Annotated in this window: 19 protein-coding genes, 1 tRNA gene and 2 pseudogenes; 16 read left to right on the forward strand and 6 right to left on the reverse strand. The window is 72.5% G+C overall.

Features of this window, described 5'->3' with window-relative positions; all coding sequences use genetic code 11:
- The 7 genes and pseudogenes from ASF78_RS23100 to ASF78_RS14685 form a co-directional block, all read left to right on the forward strand.
- Positions 1-217: pseudogene (locus ASF78_RS23100) on the forward strand (hypothetical protein); the annotation flags it as partial.
- 52 nt (positions 218-269) lie between these two features.
- Positions 270-644: a type II toxin-antitoxin system RelE/ParE family toxin gene (locus ASF78_RS14660; RefSeq protein WP_056590989.1), complete on the forward strand. Its 375-nt coding sequence runs from the start codon at positions 270-272 to the stop codon at positions 642-644.
- Positions 644-967 (forward strand): XRE family transcriptional regulator, encoded by a 324-nt coding sequence (locus ASF78_RS14665; RefSeq protein WP_056590990.1) that lies wholly within the window; start codon positions 644-646, stop codon positions 965-967. The genes ASF78_RS14660 and ASF78_RS14665 overlap by 1 nt, the downstream gene beginning before the upstream one ends.
- Positions 968-1179: 212 nt before the next feature.
- Positions 1180-1458: a hypothetical protein gene (locus ASF78_RS22810; protein WP_200940639.1), complete on the forward strand. Its 279-nt coding sequence runs from the start codon at positions 1180-1182 to the stop codon at positions 1456-1458.
- 26 nt (positions 1459-1484) lie between these two features.
- Positions 1485-2009, forward strand: a complete 525-nt coding sequence (locus ASF78_RS14670; RefSeq protein ID WP_235518643.1) for a DUF6318 family protein — start codon at positions 1485-1487, stop codon at positions 2007-2009.
- Positions 2006-2587, forward strand: a pseudogene (locus tag ASF78_RS23105) (hypothetical protein); the annotation flags it as partial. The gene ASF78_RS14670 and the pseudogene ASF78_RS23105, both read left to right, overlap by 4 nt.
- 637 nt (positions 2588-3224) lie before the next feature.
- Positions 3225-4259 (forward strand): alpha/beta fold hydrolase, encoded by a 1035-nt coding sequence (locus ASF78_RS14685; protein ID WP_162243368.1) that lies wholly within the window; start codon positions 3225-3227, stop codon positions 4257-4259.
- 78 nt (positions 4260-4337) lie between these two features.
- Here ASF78_RS14685 and ASF78_RS14690 read toward each other — a convergent pair.
- Positions 4338-4410 (reverse strand) — tRNA-Arg (locus ASF78_RS14690).
- A gap of 118 nt (positions 4411-4528) precedes the next feature.
- Between ASF78_RS14690 and ASF78_RS14695 the strand changes: the two genes are divergently transcribed.
- From ASF78_RS14695 to ASF78_RS14725, 7 genes are all read left to right on the forward strand, one after another.
- Positions 4529-6295: a GTPase domain-containing protein gene (locus ASF78_RS14695; protein WP_056590995.1), complete on the forward strand. Its 1767-nt coding sequence runs from the start codon at positions 4529-4531 to the stop codon at positions 6293-6295.
- Positions 6292-7779, forward strand: a complete 1488-nt coding sequence (locus ASF78_RS14700; protein WP_056590997.1) for a GTPase — start codon at positions 6292-6294, stop codon at positions 7777-7779. The genes ASF78_RS14695 and ASF78_RS14700 overlap by 4 nt, the downstream gene beginning before the upstream one ends.
- Positions 7780-7910: 131 nt before the next feature.
- Entirely contained in the window at positions 7911-8435 is a 525-nt protein-coding gene (locus ASF78_RS14705) for a single-stranded DNA-binding protein (RefSeq protein WP_056591000.1), read from the forward strand.
- Between the two features lie 176 nt (positions 8436-8611).
- Positions 8612-10294 carry an energy-dependent translational throttle protein EttA gene (gene ettA, locus ASF78_RS14710; RefSeq protein ID WP_056591004.1) on the forward strand — a complete coding sequence of 561 codons (1683 nt, stop codon included), beginning with the start codon at positions 8612-8614 and terminating at the stop codon, positions 10292-10294.
- Between the two features lie 184 nt (positions 10295-10478).
- Positions 10479-12326 (forward strand): dynamin family protein, encoded by a 1848-nt coding sequence (locus tag ASF78_RS14715; protein WP_056591007.1) that lies wholly within the window; start codon positions 10479-10481, stop codon positions 12324-12326.
- Positions 12302-13951: a GTPase gene (locus ASF78_RS14720; RefSeq protein ID WP_369816339.1), complete on the forward strand. Its 1650-nt coding sequence runs from the start codon at positions 12302-12304 to the stop codon at positions 13949-13951. The genes ASF78_RS14715 and ASF78_RS14720 overlap by 25 nt, the downstream gene beginning before the upstream one ends.
- A 20-nt stretch (positions 13952-13971) precedes the next feature.
- Positions 13972-14466: a thioesterase family protein gene (locus ASF78_RS14725; protein WP_056591009.1), complete on the forward strand. Its 495-nt coding sequence runs from the start codon at positions 13972-13974 to the stop codon at positions 14464-14466.
- On the opposite strand, the gene ASF78_RS14730 is transcribed toward ASF78_RS14725, so the two are convergent.
- Genes ASF78_RS14730 through ptsP form a run of 5 tightly spaced genes read right to left on the reverse strand, consistent with a single transcriptional unit; the run spans position 14444 to position 20152 of the window.
- On the reverse strand, positions 14444-16051 hold the full coding sequence (locus ASF78_RS14730; protein WP_082495108.1) for an SDR family oxidoreductase: 1608 nt from the start codon (positions 16049-16051) through the stop codon (positions 14444-14446). The genes ASF78_RS14725 and ASF78_RS14730 overlap by 23 nt on opposite strands.
- 52 nt (positions 16052-16103) lie before the next feature.
- A complete protein-coding gene (locus tag ASF78_RS14735; protein WP_056591012.1) occupies positions 16104-17108 on the reverse strand; it encodes a DNA topoisomerase IB in 1005 nt (334 codons plus the stop codon).
- Positions 17109-17153: 45 nt separating this feature from the next.
- Positions 17154-18023, reverse strand: coding sequence for an acyl-CoA thioesterase II (locus ASF78_RS14740; RefSeq protein WP_056591015.1), 870 nt, complete (start codon positions 18021-18023; stop codon positions 17154-17156).
- Positions 18024-18043: 20 nt separating this feature from the next.
- A complete protein-coding gene (locus ASF78_RS14745) occupies positions 18044-18427 on the reverse strand; it encodes a globin (RefSeq protein ID WP_056591019.1) in 384 nt (127 codons plus the stop codon).
- A gap of 21 nt (positions 18428-18448) precedes the next feature.
- On the reverse strand, positions 18449-20152 hold the full coding sequence (ptsP, locus tag ASF78_RS14750) for a phosphoenolpyruvate--protein phosphotransferase (RefSeq protein ID WP_056591022.1): 1704 nt from the start codon (positions 20150-20152) through the stop codon (positions 18449-18451).
- A gap of 130 nt (positions 20153-20282) precedes the next feature.
- On the opposite strand from ptsP, the gene ASF78_RS14755 reads away from it, so the two are divergent.
- Both ASF78_RS14755 and ASF78_RS14760 read left to right on the forward strand, forming a co-directional pair.
- On the forward strand, positions 20283-20525 hold the full coding sequence (locus ASF78_RS14755) for a glucose PTS transporter subunit EIIB (protein WP_255354833.1): 243 nt from the start codon (positions 20283-20285) through the stop codon (positions 20523-20525).
- 16 nt (positions 20526-20541) lie between these two features.
- Positions 20542-21003 (forward strand): glucose PTS transporter subunit IIA, encoded by a 462-nt coding sequence (locus tag ASF78_RS14760; RefSeq protein WP_056591023.1) that lies wholly within the window; start codon positions 20542-20544, stop codon positions 21001-21003.
- Positions 21004-21062: the final 59 nt, after the last annotated feature.

A 21062-nucleotide genomic window follows, 5' to 3' on the forward strand; every position in this document is an offset into this window, starting at 1 on the left:
CGACGTGTTCCACATCTACGAGGAGCTCGGTGAGGTCGCGATCTCGATCACGACGGAGTGGTCGGGCCGGTATCAGGTCGAGGGTGACCCGCAGTGGCGTGAGGTCACGGGTACTGCCACGACGACCGCGACTGGCCCTGTGTTCGAGGTGCGGGAGGTTCGCACCCGCCTGGTCACCGGCTTGTGCACCGACGAACCGAGACCAGCCGACTGCTGAGGCTCGGTGCATCCGGGGGACCTGAGAGCGAGAGCCGGCCGGAGTAGAACGTATGCGTTATATTCGTGATGCTTGGAATGTCATCCTCGTCGACGAGGTCGACGAGTGGTTCGTCGAGCTGAGTCACACCGATCAAGACGCGTCCGATGCGATCGCTGCTGCGATCGACATGCTCGAGGAGCACGGCCCGATGCTCGGCCGCCCGCTCGTCGACAGCATCACAGGGAGCAACGTCCACAACCTGAACGAACTCCGGGTCAACACGGCGCGCATCCTGTTCGTGTTCGACCCCACGCGGTCAGCGATCTTGCTGGTGGCTGGTGACAAGGCCGGTGCTTGGAAGCGTTGGTACAGCGAGAACATCCCGCTCGCCGAAGACCGATACCGACGGTGGCTCGCGGGCGAGTACACAGAGGAGAACGACTGATGGCTCGCAGCTGGAAGCACGTGCGCTCGGAGGCGTCGGCCGAGGGCCGCCTGTCCGAGGATCGTGTGGCGGCCGTCTCCGACGCTCTCCGCAGTCAAGTGCGTGCCTACCAGCTTGCCGAGGTGCGCAAGTCGCAGCACGTGACCCAGAAGGTTGTCGCGGCCGCGATGGGGGTTGCCCAACCTCGCGTCTCGGCGATCGAACGGGGTGAGATCTCCGCGACGGAGATCGGGACGCTGCGCTCCTATGTCGAGGCGCTCGGTGGGCGGCTGCGTCTCGTGGCCGAGTTCGACGACGAGACGATCGTCGTCGTCGGCGGCTGATCGCAGCCACAGGTTCGATCGGGTCGCAGGCGCCGTCGTCGCGGGGATCGTCACGCTCGGAGTACGACACGATGGCAGCCGTGGGGTGGAGTGCACCGGGTGTCTACCTTCGGGAGGCCCCAGGGATCCACCGCGGCGGGCCGTGTTCCCTGCTGTCCACAGATCTCGTCGACCTTCGTTCCCGCCCGTCCGGAATCGGTAGGTTCTCCCGCATGCGTGGACGGGGCAGCACGGCAGAAGCACGGTGGGCATGGCAGCGGCGGGTGATTCCGGCGGTGCTCGGGGTGGTCTTCGTCGTCGGTCTGATCTTCTTCGACTTCTTCGCGCACGTGCGCACGCCGCACGCCCCGACGTTCCAGGAGTCGGCGCGCTCCTGCTGTCCACAGATCTCGTCGACCTTCGTTCCCGCCCGTCCGGAATCGGTAGGTTCTCCCGCATGCGTGGACGGGGCAGCACGGCAGAAGCACGGTGGGCATGGCAGCGGCGGGTGATTCCGGCGGTGCTCGGGGTGGCCTTGATGGTCGGGTGCACGGGCGGAGGTCCGGAGCCTGCGGAGTCGACGGCTCCTCCGGCCGTCGAGGTGACACCCACTCCCACTCCGACACCGGTGGTGAAGCCGGAGCCACCCGCTGCGATGAGGGAGCCGACGACGGACGGGGCCATCGCGGCGGCGACGTACTTCTTGTCGCTGACGGACTATGCGTTTGCATCGGGGGAGACTGCGCCACTCCTGTCGTTATCGGCCGACGACTGCAAGCACTGCGCCTTTGTAGTTGGTCAGGTCGGCGAGATGGCGGAGGGCAACTACACGTCCGACGCCGCTCCGCTGCTCGTCTCCTACGCGACGAGCACGGAGATCAGGCCGGACGAGTGGTTTTCCGCGCGACTGCGCGTGAATCAAGAGTTCACTCGGGTCTCGGACGCGACAGGTGCAGTGGTGGACGAGTCTGGCAAGCTCACCGCGGACTTCATCTTTGCCATTAGCTGGCTCGGAGATCGGTGGCGCGTCGAGCAGGTGGACGTGATCGAGGTGCCCGCGTGAGTCGATGGCTCGGCGCCGTCTTTCTCGCCATGTTCGGCGCCTCAGGCGGTTTCTCAAATTCAGTGCCCCCCGCGCCTCCACCGCCGAGTCAGAAGATCTCTTCGCAGTTCACAGATGATCCTCGAGGTGGCGCCGTCGACATGCTCGGCGGATGGTCGCAATGGCAAAGCGATGACGAGAATCTCGGCGGAATGGGCCATGGCGTCGTGCCCACGACTGAGTGGGACGTCATGAACGCGATGGCGTGTTTGGAGGTGTCAGGTCGGTGGGTGCCCGCCGCCGAAACTGGCGCGTGCCCGAACGGGGTTCCGCAGGCTGCCACGGTGGATTGTGCGGGGCAGGAGTGGGTGGAGCCTCGGTGGCGTCGATATCGGGTGCCGCCCGCGACGACCTGGAGTGCGTGGGAGCAGGTGGACTACGGGTCGTGCGGTGGTGACGTGGCGCCCGTGCTCACGGCTGAGGAGTTCCGACGGTTGCCGTTGCCGGTGCCGGCGGTGCATATGCAGCCGGATACGGGTTGGGTGCTGGTGAACAAGGAGACGATCGCGTACACGGATCCGACGCCGGTGGTGCTGACGNTTGCCGGTGCCGGCGGTGCATATGCAGCCGGATACGGGTTGGGTGCTGGTGAACAAGGAGACGATCGCGTACACGGATCCGACGCCGGTGGTGCTGACGACTCAGTTGTTGGGTCGGGTGGTGACGGTGGAGGCGACGCCGTCGCGGTTCACGTATGAGTGGGGTGACGGGTCGCGRCCGGACGTGACCAGCGATCCGGGTGCGCCGTATCCGGCGTTCGACGTGTTCCACATCTACGAGGAGCTCGGTGAGGTCGCGATCTCGATCACGACGGAGTGGTCGGGCCGGTATCAGGTCGAGGGTGACCCGCAGTGGCGTGAGGTCACGGGTACNCGACGTGTTCCACATCTACGAGGAGCTCGGTGAGGTCGCGATCTCGATCACGACGGAGTGGTCGGGCCGGTATCAGGTCGAGGGTGACCCGCAGTGGCGTGAGGTCACGGGTACKGCCACGACGACCGCGACTGGCCCTGTGTTCGAGGTGCGGGAGGTTCGCAGCCGGCTGGTCACCGGCTTGTGCACCGACGAACCGCAACCGGCGGACTGCTGACCTCGGCGGGGAGCGGGTCGGCTCGGTCGGTAGGCGGAGCGCTCTACGGGCTGCCGAGGCGATCGTTCCTCGGAAGAATGAGCGGCATGCGCTCGGGAGGATCTCGCAGGCCGTGGTTGTGGAGGCTCGCCGGCACGGTCGGGGCGTTCGGCGTGCTCTCGTGGATCGTCTGGCTGCGGTACCGCAGGTGGCTGCAGTACGTGACGCGTCGGGCGTCGGAGGACAGTGTCGTCGTCGAGACCAGGCTCGGGCCCGTCGAGTACGGACTGCGTGGTGCCGGGCCCGTGGTGCTGCACTTTCACGGCGGCAACGTCGGCCACAACGGCTGGTTCTTCCTGGAGCACCTCGTCACGGCCGGGTACCAGGTCCTGACACCGGATCGCCCCGGCTACCTCGGGACACCTCTCGACGGTAAGGGTTCACCGTCGAGACAGGCGGACCTCGCGGCCGCCCTGCTGGACACGTTGGGAATCGACAGAGTCGCCGTCGTCGGGCTGTCTGCCGGGGGACCCGCTGCGATCGAGTTCGCTGCGCGGCACCCGGACCGCGTCGCCGCACTCGTCCTGCTGTCGGCGATCTCCCAGCGCACGGGACTCTCGCAGGACCAGCTGAGCAGCTCGCTCGGCCGCCTCGTGATGACGAAGCGATACCAGGACGTAGCGTACTTCCTGATCAACCGAGCGATGCACACGATGACGGCGCTCAGCATGCGTGACTTCGTCAGGACCGAGACGACCTACGACGCGTCGACGGGCAAGAAGCTCATCGACAAGGTGCTGTCCGACCCCGCGCAGAGGCGTCAGGTCCTCGCCATGAGTGACGCGATGGTGCCGGCGCTCCCGCGGTTCGACGGTGTGATGAACGATCTCGCCGTGCAGCAAGGGCTCGAGGAGCTTCCGTTCGCCCAGGTCACCGCACCTGCGCTCGTCATCGGCAGCAGGTACGACGGCGACATCGGCTATGCCAACTCAGTCAACTCCCACGAGAAGCTCGTTGGCTCGGAGCTCGTCACGGTCGACCAGTTCGGTCACCTCGTCTGGTGGGGTGATGCCTCCGTCACCACGGAGCTGGAACGCCGGATAGAGGCGTTCCTGGAGCGCCACACGATGGGCATGCACTGACCGGTGCCGGACGGGCGGTCGGGGCTGTGCGACCGGGCGGACGTCTGTCGAGACCGGCAGGCCGATGCCCGCGCAGGGTGCCCCCGGCAGGACTCGAACCTGCAACCTACGGATTAGAAGGCCGTTGCTCTATCCATTGAGCTACGGGGGCTGGACGTGCGCCCACAGCCTAACGGCGGGCCGCCCGATCCTCTGCTCGGGAGGAACCGGACGCGACCGCACCGCGTGGCGCGTTTTGCCAGGTCAGATGACACCGCGACAATGGTCGGGTGAGCGCACAGCCCGGCACCGCGCCAGTGCAGCCTGTGCCGACCGCGCAGCCACCGGCGGCACACGCCCGTCATGCGGCCTCGGATCCTCGCGATGTCCTGGCGCGTCCGCTGGCGGCGACGTCGCTGCTCGACGCGGTCCGGGACCTGCACCGTGACGTGGAGCGCACCGGGTTCCCGCTGGAGATCGAGGGGATCGCGTCGGCGCGGGCGTCGCGGGCACGGCTCGTCGACCAGCTCGGGGAGCACCTGGTCCCGCGCCTGACGGAGCTGTCCGCACCTGCGGTCGTGGTGATCTCGGGGTCGACGGGGGCGGGTAAGTCGACGCTGGTGAACTCGCTGGTGGGGTCGGAGGTGAGCACCGCCGGGGTGCTGCGGCCGACGACACGTCGGCCCGTGCTGGTGCACAACCCGCTCGACGAGGACCTGCTCTCGCACCACCCGGTCCTGGACTCCGTGAGCGTCATCGCCGACGAGCAGGTCCCGCGGGGCATCGCGCTGCTGGACGCGCCGGACCTCGACTCGGTCCTGGAGTCGAACCGGGAGTCGGCGCACCGGCTGCTCGAGGCGGCTGACCTGTGGCTCTTCGTGACGACCGCCGCCAGGTACGGGGACGCGCTGCCGTGGCGGGTCCTGCAGGGCGCGGTCGAGCGGGGGGCGTCGATCGCGATGGTGCTCAACCGGGTGCCACCGGCGTCGTTGCCGACGGTGCGTGGTGACCTCCTGGACCGGCTCCGCGGCCACGGGTTGCAGGGGTCACCGTTGTTCGTCGTCCCGGACCTCGGCCCGCACGAGGGGTTGCTGCCGGCCGCGGTGGTCGCGCCGATCCGGCGCTGGCTCGCGATGCTGGCTGGTCCCGACCGCGCGCGCACGGTCATCGGCCGGACGCTGCGCGGGTCGCTGGCGGCGTTGCGGCCGTGGGTCGACGAGCTTGCTGAGGCGGTGCAGGCGCAGGCTGACGCCGCAGGTGCGATCGCGGCGGTGCTCGACGCGGCGATCGAGGCGCCGACCGCGCAGGCGTCGGCGTCGATCCGCGGCGGTGCCGTCGCGGACGGTGCGGTGCGCGCGCGGTGGTCGGAGCTCGCGGCGGACAGCGGGCCGCTCGGCCGGGTGGTCCGTCCGTCGGGTCGTATCCGTGGCTCGTCGCGGGAGGGCCGTGCGCGGGTCGCCGCGATCGAGCCTCTGCTGGAGGACCTCACGCGGTCGGCGGCAGCCACGCTGACGGCGGCCGGTGCGCACACCGAAGGTGTCCTGCGGGCTGCGCTCACGGGTGCCGACGCGCCTGCTGGCGGCTCGTCCGTCGACGCGGCCTGGGAGTCGTCGACGCTGCGCACCGGTCGACGGAGCGCCGCCGAGCAGGCGGCGCGCGCGTGGACGGCGCAGGGTCCGCGCGTCGTGCGCGCTGCGCTGACGGCCGGGCCTGCGGAGTCGTCTCCCGACGGGATCGCGCGGCCTCGTCGCGACGTGGCACGGGAGGTCCGCCGACGCGCGAAGGCGGCGAACGCGCTGGGCGACGAAGGTCTGGCCGTCGTCGCGCTGGCTGCGGCGTCGGGGGTGCGCGAGGCGCGTGACCTCCTCGTGGACCTCATCGACTCCGCGGGCGAGCGCGCCGCCGACGAGCTGCGCGACGACCTGGTCGCCCGGGTGGCGGGTCAGGTGGCGGTGGAGCGTGCGGCGGTCGGCGAGGTGCTGTCCGACCCGGACCTCGCCGAGGACGCCTCGTCGCGGCTGCGGCTGCGGCTCGCCGTGCTGAAGGGACTCACGTGACCGAGACGATCGGATCGACCCTGCACGGCGACGACACGGTAGCGCTGACGGGGCGCGTCGACGCGCTGGGTCGTGCTCTGGCGATCGGCGGCGCCCGTCTGGCGCCGACGGTGGTGAAGCGTGTGGTCGAGACGGTGGAGAGCGTGCGGGAACGGCTCGACCTCGGGGTGGACCACACGGTGGTCGCGCTCGTGGGCGGGACCGGGTCGGGCAAGTCGAGCCTGTTCAACGCGATCTGCCGGCTCGACTTCGCCGACGTGGGCGTCCGGCGGCCGACGACGTCGGAGATCACGGCGTGCGTGTGGGGCGACGACGGCGGCCCGCTGCTCGACTGGCTCGGCGTCGTGCCGGACCGTCGCATCCAGCGCGAGAGCCTGCTCGACGGTGAGAGCGAGGCGCCGCTGCGCGGTCTGGTGCTGCTCGACCTGCCCGACCACGACTCGATCGCCCCGGAGCACCGGGAGGTCGTCGACCGGCTGCTGCCCCAGGCCGACCTGCTCGCGTGGGTGGTCGACCCGCAGAAGTACGCCGACGACGCCCTGCACAGCGGCTACCTGAGGCGCCTCGTCGGGCACGAGGCGTCGATGGTCGTGGTGCTCAACCAGGTGGACACCGTGCCGCCCGACGTGCGACCCGCGCTGCTGGCGGACGTCGAGAACCTGCTGGTCGACGACGGGCTGACAGGGGTCCCGGTCCGTGAGGCCTCGGCGCGGACGGGCGAGGGTCTGGTCGCGCTGCGTGAGCTCCTGGCCACGTACGTCGAGTCGCGGTCGTTGGCCGCCCGGCGGGCGGGCGCGGAGCTGAACGACGCCGCGACGCTGCTCGCGGCGGAGGTTGCAGCGCGTGAGCCTGCTCCGGCCGCGTTGTCGGTGACGGACGTCGTCGACCGCCTGGCGGCCGCGATCGGGCTGCCTGCGGTGGCCGCCGGAGTCGGCGCGGCGGTGCGGACGGGATCGTCCTCGACACCCGGGTTCGGCGCGGTCCAGGAGGACGCGGTCGAGCTGGCGCGCGCGACGTGGCTCGAGGCCGTGACGACGGGACTGCCTCGGCGGTGGGGCAAGGACATCGCCTCCCGGGTCGCCTCGACCACCGAGATGCGGCTCGCCGTGACCGACGCGCTGACCCAGCTGACGCTCACCGCGCGACGTTCCGGTCTCGCGCTGGGGCTGACCGTCGCAGCCGTGGCGTTCGCCGGTGCAGCCCTGCTCGTCGGGTCCGTCGCTGTCGGCTCGCTGGTCGGTCCGGGGGAGTCGAACGTGTGGGCTCCCGTCGGTGCGGTCGTGCTGCTCGTCGCGTCGGTGCTGGCTTTCGTCGCGGCGGGCGCGGCTCGCCGGTCGGCGGGTCGGCGGCGGACCGCGCGCGTGCTGCAGGACGGCCGCGCGGCGCTCGAGAACGTCGCGCGGGCGCGGCTCGCCGTGCCGACCGAGGCGGTCCTGGCCGAGCACCGCACCGTCCGCGAGCTCGTTGCGTCCGCCCGGACCTGATCCGCCCACAGCCCCGCTGCACAGGGCCCGGTCCACGGGTTCGCCCTGCACGACGCCGCCCGGTGCCGCCCACGCAGACCCTGGTCGCACGAGCCCCGCACCCGCGGGGCGCACCGCACCGGAGGTACCCCATGAGCATGCAGTCCCTGGACCTGACCGTCGTCGGGTGGATCGGCACGGACGTGCGGATCCATCACGAGTCTGACGGCGGCGTCCCGTTCTCCACGTTCCGGCTGGGCAGCACCCGCCGCTGGTTCGACAAGCAGGCCGGGGTGTGGCGCGACGGGCAGACGGAGTGGTTCAACGTGAAGGTGTGGCGGACCACCGCGCTCAACGCGGCGCGGTCGCTGCGCAAGGGTGACCCGGTCATCGTGCAGGGACTGCTGTCCACCGAGGAGTGGGTCGGCGCCGACGGGCCGCGCACGTCCCTCGTGCTCGACGCGAGTGCGCTCGGCCCCAACCTGGCGTTCGGCAGCAGCCACTTCGCGCGGAACGTGAGCCCCAGTGCTGTCGCGGGGTCGGAGGCCGAGGGCGCCGCGAGCGACGACTCCGTGACCGACGTCTCCGCCTACGAGGTCCTGCCGGAGGACGAGGGTGCCGGCCTGGAGCCCGTGGCGGACGACGAGCAGGAGCTCGCGCTGGCCGGTGCCAGGTGATCGCCTAGGCTGGGGCACCGGCGACCCGACGACGTGGCCGGTCGGACCGCGCGCACATCGCAAGCGCGGTCGACCAGCCTCGCGGGTGAGCCGGTCAGCAGTGCCCCGAGAACCGCGCCACGAGAACCCAGCGTGCGGGGCGACCCCCATCGAGCACCGAGGCGGACGAAGAGCCAGTGGCTGAGTTCATCTACTCCATGTACAAGACGCGCAAGGCGCACGGCGACAAGGTCATCCTCGACGACGTCACCCTGAACTTCCTGCCGGGTGCCAAGATCGGCGTCGTCGGACCCAACGGCGCCGGCAAGTCGACGATCCTCAAGATCATGGCCGGTCTCGACCAGCCGTCGAACGGTGAGGCTCGCCTGAGCCCCGGCTACACGGTGGGCATCCTGCAGCAGGAGCCGCCGCTGAACGAGTCCAAGACGGTGCTCGGCAACGTCGAGGAGGGCGTCGCCGAGATCAAGGGCAAGCTCGACCGCTACAACGAGATCTCCGTGCTCATGTCCGAGCCGGACGCCGACTTCGACGCCCTGCTGGCCGAGATGGGGGTGTTGCAGGAGGCCATCGACGCGGCCGACGCGTGGGACCTGGACGCCCAGCTGGACCAGGCGATGGACGCGCTGCGCTGCCCGCCGCCCGACGCCGACGTCACCGTGCTGTCCGGTGGTGAGCGCCGCCGGGTCGCCCTGTGCAAGCTGCTCCTGGAGAAGCCCGACCTGCTGCTCCTCGACGAGCCCACCAACCACCTCGACGCCGAGAGCGTGCTGTGGCTGGAGGCGCACCTCAAGGACTACCCGGGCGCCATCCTGGCCGTCACCCACGACCGGTACTTCCTCGACCACGTCGCCGAGTGGATCTGCGAGGTCGACCGCGGACGCCTGTACCCGTACGAGGGCAACTACTCGACGTACCTGGAGAAGAAGGGCGAGCGTCTCGCCATCCAGGGCAAGAAGGACCTGAAGCTCGCGAAGCGCCTCAAGGAGGAGCTGGAGTGGGTGCGGTCCAACGCCAAGGGCCGGCAGACCAAGTCGAAGTCGCGCCTCGCGCGGTACGAGGAGATGGCGGCCGAGGCGGACCGTACGAGGAAGCTGGACTTCGAGGAGATCCAGATCCCGCCGGGTCCGCGCCTGGGCTCGATCGTGCTGGAGGCCAAGGGTCTGGAGAAGGGCTTCGACGGGCGCGTGCTCATCGACGGCCTGAGCTTCACGCTCCCGCGTAACGGCATCGTCGGCGTCATCGGCCCCAACGGCGTCGGCAAGACCACGCTCTTCAAGACGATCGTCGGGCTCGAGCCGCTGGACGCCGGTGACCTCAAGGTCGGCGAGACGGTCTCGATCTCCTACGTCGACCAGTCGCGCGGTGGCATCGACCCCAAGAAGACGCTGTTCGAGGTCGTCTCCGACGGGCTCGACTTCCTCAAGGTCGGCAACGTCGAGATGCCGTCGCGGGCGTACGTCGCCGCGTTCGGCTTCAAGGGTCCCGACCAGCAGAAGCCCGCGGGCGTCCTGTCCGGTGGTGAGCGCAACCGTCTGAACCTCGCGCTCACCCTCAAGCAGGGCGGCAACCTGCTGCTCCTCGACGAGCCCACCAACGACCTGGACGTCGAAACGCTCGGCTCGCTGGAGAACGCGCTGCTCGAGTTCCCCGGCTGCGCCGTCGTGGTGTCCCACGACCGCTGGTTCCTCGACCGGGTGGCGACGCACATCCTGGCCTACGAGGGCACCGAGGAGAACCCGGGGAACTGGTACTGGTTCGAGGGGAACTTCGCGTCCTACGAGGAGAACAAGGTCGAGCGCCTCGGCGCCGACGCGGCGCGCCCGCACCGGGTGACGTACCGCAAGCTGCGTCGCGACTGACCGCACCGCGTGACGTCGCGACCGACGACACCGCGTGACGTCGCGACCGACGACACCGCGTGACGTCGGGACCGACGACACCGACGAGGCCGCCCGCTCCCTGGGGATCGGGCGGCCTCGTCGTCGATGAGCCGCCCACGACCTGCGCAGATACGCTGCTGACGACCTGAGAGGCGGTGCGGCGATGGAGCACGACGAGCTCGTCAGCGCGCTGCTCGGGCTCCGGGAGCGCGTGGCGGACCTGCGCCTGCCGCTCGAGACCGCCACGGCGCCGAACGCGCGGGCGGACCGCACGCGCGTCCTGGACCAGCTCGACGACTACCTCCTGCCGCGACTGCGGGACCCGGGCGCGCCCGTGCTGGTGGTCGTCGGTGGCTCCACGGGTGCGGGCAAGTCGACGGTGGTCAACTCGCTGGTCGGGGCGGAGGTCAGCCCGTCGGGCGTGCTGCGCCCGACGACACGATGGCCGGTGCTGGTGCACCACCCGCTCGACGTGCGGTGGTTCAGCTCGGACCGGGTGCTGCCGTCGCTCAGCCGCGCCGAGTCGGCGGGGGAGCAGGGGTTGACCGGTGCGCGCCCTGGGCTCCGGCTGGTCGCGTCGGAGGCGGTCCCGGTGGGCCTGGCTCTGCTGGACGCGCCCGACGTGGACTCCGTCGAGGAGGGCAACCGTGTGCTCGCCGCCCAGCTGCTGGGGGCCGCGGACGTGTGGCTGTTCGTCACGACCGCGGCACGGTACGCGGACGCCGTGCCGTGGGAGCTGCTCGCGGACGCGGCACGCCGCGGCACGCACCTGGCGCTCGTGCTCGACCGGGTGGACCCCGGCGCCGAGACCGCGGTGGGCGACCATCTGCGCCAGATGCTGGAGGACGCGGGGCTCTCGTCGGCCACGGTCATCGTCGTCCCGGAGGTCGAGCTGCAGGACGGGCTGCTGCCGGAGGCGGCGATCGGCCCGATCGCGGACGTCCTGACGCGGACCGCGACGGATCCTGCGGTGCGTGCCGCGGCGTTGGCGGAGACGTGGGACGGCGCCGTGTCGGACGTGTCGCGGCGGGCGCTGGACCTGGCGACCGCGGCCGACGAGCAGCGGGCGGCGGACGTGCGGCTGCGCGCGGCGGTGGCTGCGGCGTACGCGACGGCGTCGGACCGGATCGGCCACGCGACGTCGGACGGGTCGCTGCTGCGCGGTGAGGTGCTGGCGCGGTGGCAGGACGTCGTCGGCACGAGCGAGTGGTTCCGGTCGCTGGAGCAGGGGGTGTCCCGGTTGCGTGACCGGGTCATCGGCTTCGTCCGCGGGCGCCGACCGGCGGAACCGGCCCTCGTCGAGGCGGTCGCCCACGGGTTGTCCGCGGTCATCCAGGACTCCGCCGAGGAGGCGGCCGAGACGGCGCACTCGGCGTGGCGGCACGATCCTGCCGGGCTGGCGTTGCTGGACGGGCTGGCGCTGTCCCGGGCGTCGGCGGACCTGCGGGCGAGGACGGCCGAGCAGGTGCGGGCGTGGCAGGGCGACGTGCTGGGCCTGGTCGAGACGGAAGGTGCGGACCGGCGGACGACCGCGCGGGCGTTGTCCTACGGCGTCAACGGGCTCGGTGCGGTGCTCATGGTCGCGGTCTTCGCGTCCACCGGCGGTCTCACGGGGGCCGAGGTGGGCATCGTCGGCGGCTCGGCGCTGCTCGCGCAGCGGGTGCTGGAGGCAGTGTTCGGCGACGAGGCCGTGCGGCGGCTCACGCAGGAGGCGCAGTCACGGCTCGCCGCCCGGACGGACGCGCTGCTGGACGAGGAGTCGTCGCGGTTCACCCGGCAGCTGGACGCCACGGGCGCTGCGAGCCGGGACGGCGACGACCTGCGGGCCGCGGCCGGGCGGGTGCAGTCCGCGATGTCGACCCGCACCGCGGCGACCGCGTGGGGGGCGGGTGAGCTCCCGGCCGGGGGTGCCGGTCACCTGCGCGGGACGGGCGCTGTCGCGCGGTCGACCGAGGTCGCCGAGCCGGAGCAGCCGGAGCGCACCCGGTGGTGGTCACGCTGGTGGCGATGAACCGGGGCGGGGGTGCGGCGGGCACACTGCGAGGGCGCGTCGCGTCGCTGGACGAGGCGGTCGGTCTGGCGCGGGGGCGGCTGCCTGACGCCACGCTCGAGGCGCCCGCGGCTGTGGTTGCCCGGGCTCGCGACCGCGCCGCGCTGTCCGGTGAGTACACCGTCGTCGCGCTCGCGGGTGCGACCGGCTCGGGGAAGTCGTCCCTCATCAACGCGCTCGCGGAGGCGCACGTCGCCGAGCCGGGCGTCCGACGACCGACGACGGGGCAGCCCGTGGCGGTGATCGTCCCCGTCAAGGGCGCCGCTGACGAGCACGGTGCCGACGACCTCCTCGACTGGCTCGACGTCCGTGACCGGCACGTCGCGGGCAGCCGGGCGCTGCAGGAGTCCGCCACGGGTCTCGTGCTCCTCGACCTGCCCGACCACGACTCCGTGGTCACGGAGCACCGCACGATCGCGGAGCGGCTGTACGAGCGGGTCGACCTGCTGGTCTGGGTGGTGGACCCGCAGAAGTACGCCGACGCGGCTCTGCACGCCCGGTACCTGCGGGGTCTGCGCGACCACGCGAACGTGGTGGTCCTCGTGCTCAACCAGGCGGACCGGCTCGCCCCCGCCGAGCAACGCGCGATGGTCGAGGACCTGCAGCGCCTCGCGGCCGAGGACGGGCTGGGCGCGTCGCCGGTGCTCGCGGTCAGCGCGTCGACCGGCGCCGGCGTCACCGAGCTGCGGGACCTGCTGGCCCGGGCTGCGCAGCGGCGGCTCGCGGCGACGGAGCGGGTGACCGGCGACGTGCGGCAGGTGGCGCGGGTGCTGGTGGACGCGTGCGGCTCGCCGCCGGACGCGCGCCGGGAGGTCGGTGCCGCCGCGGCACTGGTCCGTGCCTGGGAGACCGCCGCGGGGGTGGACGAGGTCGCCGACGCCGTGCGGCGGTCGACCAAACGGTCCGCGCGCGCGGCGACCGGCTGGCCGGTGACGCGGTGGGTCGCACGGTTGCGACCCGACCCGCTGCGCCGCCTGGGCCTCGGGCGTGAGCGCGTGCAGGCCGGTCAGGACGACCTGCTGCGCTCGTCCCGGCCGGCTCCGGCCGCGGGCGAGCGGTCCGCGGCGCTGAGCGCCGTGCGGTCGTACGTGGACGCCGCGACGGCGGGGGCACCCGACCACTGGGTGCTCGCCGCCCGGTCCCGCGCGGCTGACGTCGACCTGGACGACGTGCTGGACCGGACCGTCGTGCGCGTCCCGGTCGGGAACGTCCGGGTGCCGTGGACGTGGCGTGTGCTCGCGCTCCTCCAGTGGGTCCTGCTCGCGGTGGCGGCCGTGGGGCTGGTCTGGCTCCTTCTGCTCGCCGGCCTCGGCTGGCTCCAGATCCCCCCGCCGGAGACGCCGATGTGGTGGGGGTTCCCCGCTCCGACCGTGCTCCTGCTCGGTGGGGTGCTGGCCGGGCTGCTCGTGGCCGGGCTCGGGTGGGTGCTCGGCGTCCTCGCGGGCCGACGCCGGGCCGCGAAGGCGCGTCGTCGGCTCGGCGCCTCGGTGGCGCAGGCCGTGAACGACCATGTCATCGGGCCGGTGGCGGCGGAGATGGACGCGCTGGCCGGGTGCCGTGCGGCGGCGTCGAAGGCTGCAGCCTGACCGCTCCTAGGATCGAGCGCATGACTCGCCTCGAGATCCCGGTACAGCTGCGCTGGTCGGACATGGACGCCTACCAGCACGTGAACAACGTGGAGATGCTCCGGCTGCTGGAGGAGGCGCGGATCGAGGCCTTCTGGAGCCACCCGGTGGCACCCGACGGCAGCCGCGTCGAGAGCGCGTTCCCCACCGCTGTGATCGACGCCGGTCCCGGTGCGGAGGTGTCCACGCTCGTCGCCCGTCAGGAGATCGAGTACCTCAAGCCGCTCGGCTACCGCCGCACGCCGGTCATCGTGGAGATGTGGCTGGGTCACCTCGGCGGCGCCAGCCTGGACGTCTGCTACGAGGTGCGCGATGCGGGCGAGCCCGGTCCCGAGCGGGTCACCTACGCGCGAGCGCTGACCACGCTCGTCCTCGTCGACAACGCGACGGGGTCTCCCCGGCGCATCGCCCCGGAGCAGCGGGAGGCGTGGTCGACGTTCCTGGAGGAGCCGGTCACGATCCGTCGGCGGCGCTGACGCGGCGGTCGGTGCGCGCGCGCTCGGCCGTCTCCGCGGCGCGGGCGATGTTGCGCTGCATGCCGCCGAAGACGATGCCGTGGAACGGGTACACGGACCACCAGTAGACCTGGCCGAGCAGCCCCTTCGGGTGGAAGAGGGCGCGCTGCGCGAAGACCGTCTCGTCGGACCGGTTCGTCGGCTCGACGCGCAGCTCCAGCCACGCGAGGCCCGGGACGCGCATCTCGGCGCGCAGCCGGATCAGGCTGCCCTCCTCGATCTCCTCGACGCGCCAGAAGTCCACGGCGTCGTCCACCAGGAGCTGCAGGGGGTCGCGCCGGCCGCGGCGCAGGCCGGGTCCGCCGACGAGCCTGTCCGCGACCCCGCGGATCCGCCAGGCGAGCCCCCACGAGTACCAGCCGCGCTCGCCGCCGACGGCCTCGAGCACGCGCCAGAGCGCCGCGGGGGAGGCGGCGACGGTGACCTTGCGCTCGTCGACGAACAGCGAGCCGCCGGCCCAGTCGGGGTCGCCCGGGAGGGGATCGCTCGGTGCACCGGGGACGGCCGCCGAGGACCACCGCGTGGTGACGGCGGCATCCTGCACGCGGCGCAGCGCGAGCCGCACGGCACGGTCGAACCCGATGAGCCCGTCGGGCGGGTCCGGGACGTGCTCGGCGATGTCGTGCTCGTCGCACACCACCTCGTGCACCAGCGACTCGACCAGCGGTCGTGCCAGGCCACCCGGCACCGGCGTGACGAGCGACACCCACAGGGACGACAGCTTCGGGGTCAGCACCGGCACCCCGACGATGACCCGTCGCTTCAGGCCCGCCGCCTCGGCGTACCGCTGCATCATGTCGCGGTACGTCAGGACGTCGGGTCCGCCGATGTCGAACCCGCGGCTGACGTCGGGCGCCATCGCCGCTGAGCCGACGAGGTAGCGCAGGACGTCCCTGATCGCGATGGGCTGGATGCGGTTCTCCACCCAGCGCGGGACCGTCATCGCCGGCAGGCGCTCGGTGAGGTAGCGCATCATCTCGAACGACGCGGACCCGGACCCGAGGATGACGGCGGCCCGCAGCACGGTCGTCGGGACGCCGCTGGCCAGCAGGATCTCGCCGACCTCCGTGCGGGACTCGAGGTGCGGGGAGAGGTCCTCGCCCTCGGGGTAGAGACCGCCGAGGTACACGATCCTGCCCACCCCGGCCTCGCGTGCGGCCTGCCCGAAGACGAGCGCGGTGTGCCGGTCGGTCGACTCGAAGCTGCGGCCCGAGCCGAGCGAGTGGATCAGGTAGTAGGCGATCTGCGCCCCGTCGAGTGCTGCTCGGATCTGCGACGGCTCGGCGGCGTCGGCCGCGACCACCTCGACGTCGGCGTACCAGTCCCGGCCGCGGAGCCGGTCGGGGTGCCGGGCGATGGCACGGACGCGGTAGCCCGCCGCGAGCAGCTCCGGGACCAGCCGCCCGCCGACGTACCCGGTGACGCCGGTGACCGCCACGAGCGGTGCGTCCGGTCGCGGCCGGCCGTCGGCGTCGAGGCCGGGGACCAGACCGGGCAGGGCGTCCGCCACGGGGGCAGGCAGGAGGTCGTCGACAGAGGTGGCCATCTGCGCAGTCTGCGGTGCCCGACCGCGACGCGCACCCGGTCGGACCGGATCCTCAGCCGCCGCTCAGCATCGCCAGCGTCTCCCGCTCGGCGACGGCCTGCGACCGGGTGGCGCGGATCGTCGTGCCCCGCTCCCACAGGTCGATGACGCGCGGGTCGATGTACGAGGAGCGGCACACGGCGGGGGTGTTCCCGAGCTCCTCGGCCACGTCGCGCACGACCTGGGTCACGACGCGCTTGCGAGCGCGTTCGCTCGCGGGCGGGGGACCGGCGTCGGCGAGCCCCCGCGCAGCCAGGACGGTCGCATGCCACGTGCGGAAGTCCTTCGGGGTCGCGTCCTGGCCCAGCCGCGCCTTGACGTAGGCGCCGACGTCGGCGCTGGTCACGTCGTGCCAGCTGCCGCCCTCGTCGCGCCAGGCGAGGAGCTCGGGGCCGTCGTCCCGCCGCCGGGTCAGGGTCCGCACGAGTGTCGCGACGTCGTCGTCCTCGACCACCGTGTCCCGGACCTGGCCGGACTTGGCGGGGAAGTTCAGGTGCACCCGCCCGGGATCACTGTCGCTCTCCGGCGCCAGGACGCGCACGTGCGAGCGCAGGAGCGTCGCGAGGCCGTACGAGCCGTGCTGGAGCGCGTAGCCCTCGCCGCCGACCCGCAGGTACGCGAGGTCGAGCAGGCGGAAGGCGAGGGCGAGCACCTTCTCTTTCGGCATCCCGTCCAGGGCCAGGTCCGCCCGGACACGACGCCGCGCAGCGGGCAGGCGACGGGCGACGTCGAGCACGTGGTCGTGCTTGAGTCGTCCCCGACGCAGCGTCCACTGCTGGTGGTACAGGTACTGGCGACGTTCCGCGTCGTCGAGTCCTGCGGCCTGGATGTGGCCGTTCGGCCACGGGCTGATCCACACCTCCCGCCACGCGGGCGGGATGGCGAGCGTCGTGATCCGTTCGAGGTGCTCCTCGTCGACGATCCGGACCCGGTCGAGGTCGAGATAGACGAACCCCCGGCCGGCGCGACGTCGCGACCAGCCGGGGGCGTCGATGCGGACGCGACGCAGACGGACCATGCGGGCAGTGTCGCCCGCGCCCTGCGAGACCGCGCGCTGAGCGCGTCAGTCGGGGAAGCGGACCATGCCCTCCTGGGCCACCGACGCGACGAGCGTGCCGTCCTGCGTGAAGACCCGGGCTGCCCCGAGCCCACGACCGCCCTGCGCGCTCGGCGTCGACTGGACGTACAGCAGCCAGTCGTCGACCCGTACGTCGCGGTGCCACCACATCGCATGGTCGAGGCTCGCGATCGACAGCCCTCTCGTCCGCCACGACCGGCCGGCGCGTCGCAGGATCGGCTCGAGCATCACCTGGTCGCAGGCGTAGGCGAGCAGGGCGCGGTGCAGGAGCTGGTCGTCGGGCAGCGGCCCCCGCGACCGGAACCACACCGCCTGCTGACCGACGGCCTCCGTCGGTGGCTCCAGGTAGAGCGCCCCGCCGACGTGCCGGACGTCGAACGCGGCCTCCTGCGTCCAGAACTTCGCGACGGGGTGGTCGATGCCGCTGAGCAGGTCGTGCGCCGACCGGACCTCGTCGGGACCGGGGATCCCCGTCGGCATCGGGTCGGCGTAGTCGAGCCCGGGCTGGTCCTCCTGGAAGGACGCGATCATCGACAGGATCGCCTCGCCACCCTGCAGGGCGTGCGTGCGGCGGGCGCTGAACGAGCGGCCGTCCCGGAGGCGCTCGACGGCGAACGCGATGGGCTCGCGCACGTCACCGGCGCGCAGGAAGTACCCGTGCAAGGAGTGCGGCAGGCGGTCGGCGGAGACCGTGCGGCCCGCGGCGAGGAGCGCCTGCGCGAGCACCTGCCCGCCGAACACCCGCCCGCGCGGCTGCGGGAGGCTCTGCCCGGTGAACAGGTCGGGGGTGGTGGGGTCGTCCTCGAGCCGGAGGATGTCGAGCACGGAGGCGGTCGGGTCGGGCTCGGTCGTCATGGACGGCAGCGTCTCACGGCTCAGTCGTCGAACGTGTTGAGCATCGAGTACGCGGCCCGCTCCAGGTAGTCCCACAGCTGCGCTCGGTGCAGTGGCGCGAGGTCGATGCTGTCGACGGCGGCGCGCATGTGCAGGAGCCAGCGGTCGCGTGCGTCGGGGTTGACCTTGAACGGGGCGTGCCGCATGCGCAGGCGCGGGTGCCCACGCTCGTCGGAGTAGGTCGTCGGCCCGCCCCAGTACTGCTCGAGGAACAACGTCAGCCGCTCGGCGGCCGGGCCGAGGTCCTGCTCCGGGTACATGGGCCGCAGCACCGGGTCGTCGGCGACGCCGCGGTAGAACTCGTCGACCAGGCGGACGAACGTGTCGTGCCCGCCGATCGCCTCGTAGAAGGAGTCGGATCTCACGCGGCCATCCTCACACGCGCGTCAGAGGCCGAGCTCCTCCAGCACGGGCAGCCCGGCGCGCACGACGGCCCGTGCGTCGGCAGCGCTGGACGCGGCGAGTGCGAGCTGCGCCAGGCGGCGGCACTCGTCGAGGGGCGTCACCGCGAGGAGCGCGGCGACGTCCGGCAGGGCGCGCGGAGTCATCGACAGCGAGGACACCCCGAGCCCGACCAGGACCGCCGCGAGCGCGGGACTGGCGGCGGCCTCGCCGCAGACGCCGACGGGCCTGCCCTGCTGCGCACCCCCGGCACAGGCCGCGGCGACCAGGTGCAGGACGGCGGGCTGCCACGGGTCGGACAGCTCCGCGACGGCACCCAGCAGGCGGTCGGCGGCCATCGCGTACTGCGTGAGGTCGTTGGTGCCGATGCTCGCGAACGCCGCGTGCGCCAGGATCGGCCCGGACAGCAGGGCCGCGCTGGGCACCTCGATCATCACGCCGGCGACGGGCAGGCCGTGGGCGGTGCACGCCGCGACGAACTGCTGGGCCTCGTCGACGGTCGAGACCATCGGCGCCATGACCCAGACGTCGGCCGTCTCGGCGGCGGCCGCGCGTGCGATCGCGGTCAGCTGGTCGTCGAGCACCTCAGGGTGCCGGGTGGCCGTGCGCAGTCCCCGGACCCCGAGCGCGGGGTTGACCTCGGCGTCACCGGCCAGGAACGGCAGAGGCTTGTCGGCACCCGCGTCGAGAGTGCGGACCACGACCTTGCGACCGGGGAAGGCAGCCAGCACGCGGCGGTAGGCGGTGACCTGCTCGTCGATGCTCGGTGCCTCGTCGCGGTCGAGGAACCCGAACTCGGTCCGGAACAGCCCGACGCCCTCGGCACCCGCGGCGGCCGCCGGCGCCGCGTCGGCGGGGTCGCCCACGTTCGCCAGCAGCTCGACGTGGTGGCCGTCGGCGGTGTGCCCGTGCCCGTCGAACGTCCGCACCTGCGCGGCGAGCGCGAGTGCGGCCAGGACCTGCTCCTCGGTGGGGTCCACCGTGACGGTGCCCGCGGACCCGTCGACGAGCACCAGGCCCTCCGCCAGCACGGCCGCCTCGGCACCGCGTGCGGCCACGACCGTCGGGATGCCGCGGGCGCGGGCGAGGATCGCGGTGTGCGACGTGGGCCCGCCGGTCCCCGTGACGATCGCGAGCACTCTCTCGGTGTCGAGCGTCGCGACGATCGCGGGCGCCAGGTCCGCCGCGACCAGCACGAACGGTGCCTCGTGCGCCGGGACCCCCGGGGCGGGACGGCCCGTGAGCTCGGCGACGAGCCGGTCGCGGACGTCGGCGATGTCCCGGGTGCGCTCCGCGAAGTAGCCGCCGAGCGCCTCGAACTGCGCGGACACCGCCTCGGCGGCCTCCCAGACCGCACGCTCGGGCACCAGGCGGTCGTCGACGACGCGCTGCTCGGCGTCCGCGACGAGCGTCGGGTCGGCGGCGATCGCCGCGGTGGCGTGCAGGAGGTCGGCGCTCTCACCCTGGGCGCGGTCCGCAGCGGCGTCCAGGGCGGCGCGGACCACCTCGGAGGCAACGCCGATCCGCTTCGAGACGGCCGCGTAGTCCGTGCCGGGCGGCAGCCGTCGGCCCGAGGGCGGTTCGGCGATCGGGTCGGGCATGAGCACGGCGGGCGCGACGACACGACCGGGGCTCACCCCGATGCCGGTGATGACCGTGGGCGCGTGCGCAGCACTCGTAGAACTCACCTGACGGGACCTCCTCGTCGACCTGACGGCAGTGTGGTCCCTCCACGTCCACGGACGCCAGCCGGACACGGACTGTGAGCGGTGTCTCAGGGTTAGGCTTGCCCCCGGGCGCAGATCGGCGCCGAGTGAGCTGGGGAGTTCCATGAGCAAGGCAGAGCAGATCCTCGCAGCGCTGGGTGGCGACGCGAACGTCGTCGACCTCGAGCCGTGCATCACCCGGCTCCGCGTCGAGGTGAGCGACGCCCATCTGGTCGATGAGGTGGCCCTGAAGGCCAGCGGCGCGTTCGGCGTCGTGCGGTCCGGCCGCATCGTCCAGGTGATCGTGGGCCCGGAGGCAGACAACCTCGCCGCCGAGCTCGACAGCCTGCGCTGACCGGTCACGCCGGCCGATGACCGCGATTCGGCTGCTGAGCCCTCTGACGGGTGTCGTCCGACCCGTGTCGGCCGTCCCGGACCCCGTCTTCGCCGAGGGCATGGTCGGTCCCGGGATCGCGATCGAGCCGCAGCACGTCCAGCACCAGACGGTGCTCTCGCCCGCCGACGGGGTGGTGGGCGCCCTGCACCCGCACGCGTTCGCGCTCGAGCTCGGTGAGGGTCGGACGATCCTCGTCCACCTCGGCATCGACACCGTCGGGCTCGCCGGGCAGGGCTTCACGCTCCACGTCGACGGCGGGCAGACCGTCCGCGCAGGGGAGCGCCTGGTGTCCTGGTCCCCGGTCGACGTGTCGGCCGCGGGACTGGCGACGATCTGCCCCGTCGTCGCGCTCCAGGCCGACCCCGACCTGCTGACCCTGCTCGTGGCCGACGGGGAGACCGTCCAGGCCGGGGAGCCGTTGCTCGACTGGGCCTGACCGCCCGCTTGCCGTGGGCCGACGACGGCGGCACGGTGGAGTCGAGCACGGGAGGTTCC

This window comes from Cellulomonas sp. Leaf334 (genome assembly GCF_001424195.1).
Classification (GTDB): domain Bacteria; phylum Actinomycetota; class Actinomycetes; order Actinomycetales; family Cellulomonadaceae; genus Cellulomonas.

What these genes read in the sequence shown, in the direction of transcription:
- ASF78_RS14660 (WP_056590989.1), top strand. Translation starts at nt 270, where the DNA reads ATGCGTTATATTCGTGATGCTTGGAATGTCATCCTCGTCGACGAGGTC.
- ASF78_RS14665 (WP_056590990.1), top strand. Translation starts at nt 644, where the DNA reads ATGGCTCGCAGCTGGAAGCACGTGCGCTCGGAGGCGTCGGCCGAGGGC.
- ASF78_RS22810 (WP_200940639.1), top strand. Translation starts at nt 1,180, where the DNA reads ATGCGTGGACGGGGCAGCACGGCAGAAGCACGGTGGGCATGGCAGCGG.
- ASF78_RS14670 (WP_235518643.1), top strand. Translation starts at nt 1,485, where the DNA reads ATGGTCGGGTGCACGGGCGGAGGTCCGGAGCCTGCGGAGTCGACGGCT.
- ASF78_RS14685 (WP_162243368.1), top strand. Translation starts at nt 3,225, where the DNA reads ATGCGCTCGGGAGGATCTCGCAGGCCGTGGTTGTGGAGGCTCGCCGGC.
- ASF78_RS14705 (WP_056591000.1), top strand. Translation starts at nt 7,911, where the DNA reads ATGAGCATGCAGTCCCTGGACCTGACCGTCGTCGGGTGGATCGGCACG.
- ASF78_RS14715 (WP_056591007.1), top strand. Translation starts at nt 10,479, where the DNA reads ATGGAGCACGACGAGCTCGTCAGCGCGCTGCTCGGGCTCCGGGAGCGC.
- ASF78_RS14725 (WP_056591009.1), top strand. Translation starts at nt 13,972, where the DNA reads ATGACTCGCCTCGAGATCCCGGTACAGCTGCGCTGGTCGGACATGGAC.
- ASF78_RS14730 (WP_082495108.1), bottom strand. Translation starts at nt 16,051, where the DNA reads ATGGCCACCTCTGTCGACGACCTCCTGCCTGCCCCCGTGGCGGACGCC.
- ASF78_RS14735 (WP_056591012.1), bottom strand. Translation starts at nt 17,108, where the DNA reads ATGGTCCGTCTGCGTCGCGTCCGCATCGACGCCCCCGGCTGGTCGCGA.
- ASF78_RS14740 (WP_056591015.1), bottom strand. Translation starts at nt 18,023, where the DNA reads ATGACGACCGAGCCCGACCCGACCGCCTCCGTGCTCGACATCCTCCGG.
- ASF78_RS14760 (WP_056591023.1), top strand. Translation starts at nt 20,542, where the DNA reads ATGACCGCGATTCGGCTGCTGAGCCCTCTGACGGGTGTCGTCCGACCC.